This window comes from Cellulomonas persica, assembly GCF_007989825.1.
Taxonomy (GTDB): domain Bacteria; phylum Actinomycetota; class Actinomycetes; order Actinomycetales; family Cellulomonadaceae; genus Cellulomonas; species Cellulomonas persica.
Map to the genome: position 1 here is coordinate 1 of NZ_BJUA01000034.1, position 5,505 is coordinate 5,505.

The following is a 5,505-nucleotide window of genomic DNA, read 5'->3' on the forward strand; positions in this document are numbered from 1 at the left end:
ATGCGCGTCTGTTCCTTGAGAACTCAACAGTGTGCCAAGTAGTCGATGCCATATGGCTCGCTTCGCAGTTGCGGGGTGGGTTGTTGGTTGAGATCGGGGTCCTGGCGTCTACCTCCGTGGACGTGGGGTCCTTTTTGAAGCCGAATCTACGCAGCCTCTTCGGGGGTTGTTCGTAATGTTTGTTGCTGGCCGCTTTCGGGTGGTTGGTGGCGTTGAACATTGACGGAGAGTTTGATTCTGGCTCAGGACGAACGCTGGCGGCGTGCTTAACACATGCAAGTCGAACGGTGAAGACCAGCTTGCTGGTTGGATCAGTGGCGAACGGGTGAGTAACACGTGAGCAACCTGCCCTTCACTCTGGGATAAGCCTTGGAAACGGGGTCTAATACCGGATATGACGTCCCTACGCATGTGGGGGTGTGGAAAGATTTATCGGTGGGGGATGGGCTCGCGGCCTATCAGCTTGTTGGTGGGGTAATGGCCTACCAAGGCGACGACGGGTAGCCGGCCTGAGAGGGCGACCGGCCACACTGGGACTGAGACACGGCCCAGACTCCTACGGGAGGCAGCAGTGGGGAATATTGCACAATGGGCGCAAGCCTGATGCAGCGACGCCGCGTGAGGGATGACGGCCTTCGGGTTGTAAACCTCTTTCAGCAGGGAAGAAGCGCAAGTGACGGTACCTGCAGAAGAAGCGCCGGCTAACTACGTGCCAGCAGCCGCGGTGATACGTAGGGCGCAAGCGTTGTCCGGAATTATTGGGCGTAAAGAGCTCGTAGGCGGTCAGTCGCGTCTGCTGTGAAAACTCGAGGCTCAACCTCGGGCTTGCAGTGGGTACGGGCTGACTAGAGTGCGGTAGGGGTGACTGGAATTCCTGGTGTAGCGGTGGAATGCGCAGATATCAGGAGGAACACCGATGGCGAAGGCAGGTCACTGGGCCGCAACTGACGCTGAGGAGCGAAAGCATGGGGAGCGAACAGGATTAGATACCCTGGTAGTCCATGCCGTAAACGTTGGGCACTAGGTGTGGGGTCCATTCCACGGATTCCGTGCCGCAGCTAACGCATTAAGTGCCCCGCCTGGGGAGTACGGCCGCAAGGCTAAAACTCAAAGAAATTGACGGGGGCCCGCACAAGCGGCGGAGCATGCGGATTAATTCGATGCAACGCGAAGAACCTTACCAAGGCTTGACATACACCGGAAAAGTGCAGAGATGTGCTCCCCGTAAGGTCGGTGTACAGGTGGTGCATGGTTGTCGTCAGCTCGTGTCGTGAGATGTTGGGTTAAGTCCCGCAACGAGCGCAACCCTCGTCCCATGTTGCCAGCGGGTTATGCCGGGGACTCATGGGAGACTGCCGGGGTCAACTCGGAGGAAGGTGGGGATGACGTCAAATCATCATGCCCCTTATGTCTTGGGCTTCACGCATGCTACAATGGCCGGTACAAAGGGCTGCGATACCGCGAGGTGGAGCGAATCCCAAAAAGCCGGTCTCAGTTCGGATTGGGGTCTGCAACTCGACCCCATGAAGTCGGAGTCGCTAGTAATCGCAGATCAGCAACGCTGCGGTGAATACGTTCCCGGGCCTTGTACACACCGCCCGTCAAGTCACGAAAGTCGGTAACACCCGAAGCCGGTGGCCCAACCCTTGGGGGGGAGCCGTCGAAGGTGGGACTGGCGATTGGGACTAAGTCGTAACAAGGTAGCCGTACCGGAAGGTGCGGCTGGATCACCTCCTTTCTAAGGAGCATCTGGCGTGGCTGTCGCCCTGTCGTGGGGTGGTGGTGGCGTCCAGGCCCATGCCCTCGCCGAACGTGTGAGGGGTGGTGCTCGAGGGTGGAACATCGACTACGGCTCATCGTCTCGGTGGGTGGCTCCTAGTACGCCTGCAGCTTGCTGCGGGGTGGGAACGGGGTTGCCGGCTGGTGGTGGTGGGCCTGGCACGCTGTTGGGTCCTGAGGGAACAGCCGGTTGGTTGTTGTCTCGGGGCATGCCCGGACCGGGTCGCCTCGTGAGGTGGTCGGGTGCGGGGGTGGCCTTCGGGTCGTCACGGGTCGACGTACCACACGAGCTGTTCGCAGCACGTGTTGGCGGGGCCGGGTGTGGCGGGTCGGTCGTTGCTTGAGAACTGCACAGTGGACGCGAGCATCTTTGAATAGTCTTTGTGGTCAAGTTTATAAGGGCACAGGGTGGATGCCTTGGCACTAGGAGCCGATGAAGGACGTTGTAGCCTGCGATAAGCCTCGGGGAGTTGGCAAACGAACCGTGATCCGAGGATCTCCGAATGGGGGAACCCCGCCGCAGTCATGTGCGGTGACCCGCATCTGAATATATAGGGTGCGTGGAGGGAACGCCGGGAAGTGAAACATCTCAGTACCGGCAGGAAGAGATATTCCGTGAGTAGTGGCGAGCGAAAGCGGATCAGGCCAAACCGTATGCGTGTTCAAGCCGGCAGGCGTTGCGCATTCGGGGTTGTGGGACCTTACCGTCAGGACTGCCGTCCTGGCAGGGAGTCACAAAGTCGCGTCATAGTCGAAGGGCATTGAAAGGCCCGGCACAGAGGGTGGTACCCCCGTAGACGAAATGGCGTGGCCTCCCGTGAGGGATCCCAAGTAGCTCCGGGCCCGAGAAACCCGGAGTGAATCTGCACAGACCACTGTGTAAGCCTAAATACTACCTAGTGACCGATAGCGGACAAGTACCGTGAGGGAAAGGTGAAAAGTACCCCGGGAGGGGAGTGAAATAGTACCTGAAACCGTGTGCCTACAATCCGTCGGAGCCTCCCTAGCAGGGGTGACGGCGTGCCTTTTGAAGAATGAGCCTGCGAGTTAGTGGTACGTGGCGAGGTTAACCCGTGTGGGGAAGCCGTAGCGAAAGCGAGTCCGAACAGGGCGATACAGTCGCGTGCTCTAGACCCGAAGCGAAGTGATCTAGCCATGGGCAGGTTGAAGCGCGGGTAAGACCGCGTGGAGGACCGAACCCACCTGGGTTGAAAACCGGGGGGATGACCTGTGGTTAGGGGTGAAAGGCCAATCAAACTTCGTGATAGCTGGTTCTCCCCGAAATGCATTTAGGTGCAGCGTCACGTGTTTCTTGCCGGAGGTAGAGCTACTGGATAGCCGATGGGCCCCACCAGGTTACTGACGTTAGCCAAACTCCGAATGCCGGTAAGCCAGAGCGTGGCAGTGAGACTGCGGGGGATAAGCTCCGTAGTCGAGAGGGAAACAGCCCAGACCACCAGCTAAGGCCCCTAAGCGTGTGCTAAGTGGGAAAGGATGTGGAGTTGCACAGACAACCAGGAGGTTGGCTTAGAAGCAGCCACCCTTGAAAGAGTGCGTAATAGCTCACTGGTCAAGTGATTCCGCGCCGACAATGTAGCGGGGCTCAAGCACACCGCCGAAGCTGTGGCATTCACACATCAGACAAGCCTTCGTGGTTCAGTCGTGTGGATGGGTAGGGGAGCGTCGTGTGGCGGGTGAAGCAGCGGGGTAACCCAGTTGTGGACGCCACACGAGTGAGAATGCAGGCATGAGTAGCGAATGACGGGTGAGAAACCCGTCCGCCGAATGACCAAGGGTTCCAGGGCCAGGCTAATCCGCCCTGGGTAAGTCGGGACCTAAGGCGAGGCCGACAGGCGTAGTCGATGGACAACGGGTTGATATTCCCGTACCGGCGAAGGACCGCCCATACCGAGCCCGGTGATGCTGACCGTCCGAACCGGTGCACCGTGGCCTTCGGGCCGCACCGCACCGGGGAGCACGGGACCCGAACCGGTAGTAGGTAAGCGTATTAACAGGGGTGACGCAGGAAGGTAGCCAAGCGTGGCGATGGTTGTCCACGTCCAAGGTCGTAGGGCGAGGTGTAGGCAAATCCGCACCTCACGAAGCCTGAGAGCTGACGGTGACCGCGATAGCGGGAATCTGGTGATCCTATGCTGCCTAGAAAAGCCTCGACGCGAGGTCCTAGCCGCCCGTACCCCAAACCGACTCAGGTGGTCAGGTAGAGAATACCAAGGCGATCGAGCGAATCGTGGTTAAGGAACTCGGCAAAATGCCCCCGTAACTTCGGGAGAAGGGGGGCCTGAAGCGTGAACCGACTTGCTCGGGGAGCGTGGAGGGCCGCAGAGACCAGGGAGAAGCGACTGTTTACTAAAAACACAGGTCCGTGCGAAGTCGCAAGACGATGTATACGGACTGACGCCTGCCCGGTGCTGGAAGGTTAAGAGGACGGGTCAGCCGCAAGGCGAAGCTCAGAATTTAAGCCCCAGTAAACGGCGGTGGTAACTATAACCATCCTAAGGTAGCGAAATTCCTTGTCGGGTAAGTTCCGACCTGCACGAATGGCGTAACGACTTCTCCGCTGTCTCAACCGCGAACTCGGCGAAATTGCACTACGAGTAAAGATGCTCGTTACGCGCAGCAGGACGGAAAGACCCCGGGACCTTTACTATAGCTTGGTATTGGTGTTCGGTGCGGCTTGTGTAGGATAGGTGGGAGACTGTGAAGCCGGCACGCCAGTGTCGGTGGAGTCATCGTTGAAATACCACTCTGGTCGCTCTGGATATCTAACCTCGGTCCGTGATCCGGATCAGGGACAGTGCCTGGTGGGTAGTTTAACTGGGGCGGTTGCCTCCTAAAATGTAACGGAGGCGCTCAAAGGTTCCCTCAGCCTGGTTGGCAATCAGGTGGCGAGTGCAAGTGCACAAGGGAGCTTGACTGTGAGACAGACATGTCGAGCAGGGACGAAAGTCGGAACTAGTGATCCGGCGGTGGCTTGTGGAAGCGCCGTCGCTCAACGGATAAAAGGTACCCCGGGGATAACAGGCTGATCTTGCCCAAGAGTCCATATCGACGGCATGGTTTGGCACCTCGATGTCGGCTCGTCGCATCCTGGGGCTGGAGTAGGTCCCAAGGGTTGGGCTGTTCGCCCATTAAAGCGGTACGCGAGCTGGGTTTAGAACGTCGTGAGACAGTTCGGTCCCTATCCGCTGCGCGCGCAGGAAACTTGAGAAGGGCTGTCCCTAGTACGAGAGGACCGGGACGGACGAACCTCTGGTGTGCCAGTTGTTCCGCCAGGAGCACGGCTGGTTGGCTACGTTCGGAAGGGATAACCGCTGAAAGCATCTAAGCGGGAAGCCTGCTTCAAGATGAGGTTTCCACGCCCTCCGGGGCGAGAGGCTCCCAGCAAGAACACTGGGTAGATAGGCCGGATGTGGAAGGCAGGACCAACGACTGCCGCAGCTGACCGGTACTAATCAGCCGACAACTTCACCACTCTATTCATTGCTACGCGTCCACTGTGCGGTTCCCGAGAAACGAACGACCACTCTCACAACTGGTGAGAGCCCCGTTCACAACTCGACAAAGTTACGGCGGTCATAGCGAAGGGGAAACGCCCGGTCCCATTCCGAACCCGGAAGCTAAGCCCTTCAGCGCCGATGGTACTGCACTCGCCAGGGTGTGGGAGAGTAGGACGCCGCCGGACACCATTCAGAAGAAGCCACCCCA

General features: G+C 58.7%; 3 rRNA genes. All 3 read left to right on the plus strand.

Annotated features, from left to right (window positions below):
• The first annotated feature begins 219 nt into the window (after positions 1-219).
• The 3 genes from CPE01_RS16125 to rrf all read left to right on the plus strand — a co-directional run bounded on the left by CPE01_RS16125 (position 220) and on the right by rrf (position 5,482).
• Positions 220-1,738, plus strand: a 16S ribosomal RNA gene (locus CPE01_RS16125).
• 426 nt (positions 1,739-2,164) lie between these two features.
• A 23S ribosomal RNA gene (locus CPE01_RS16130) occupies positions 2,165-5,272 on the plus strand.
• A 93-nt stretch (positions 5,273-5,365) separates the two neighbouring features.
• A 5S ribosomal RNA gene (gene rrf, locus CPE01_RS16135) occupies positions 5,366-5,482 on the plus strand.
• The 16S, 23S and 5S rRNA genes sit together here, the layout of an rRNA operon.
• The last annotated feature ends 23 nt before the right edge of the window (positions 5,483-5,505 follow it).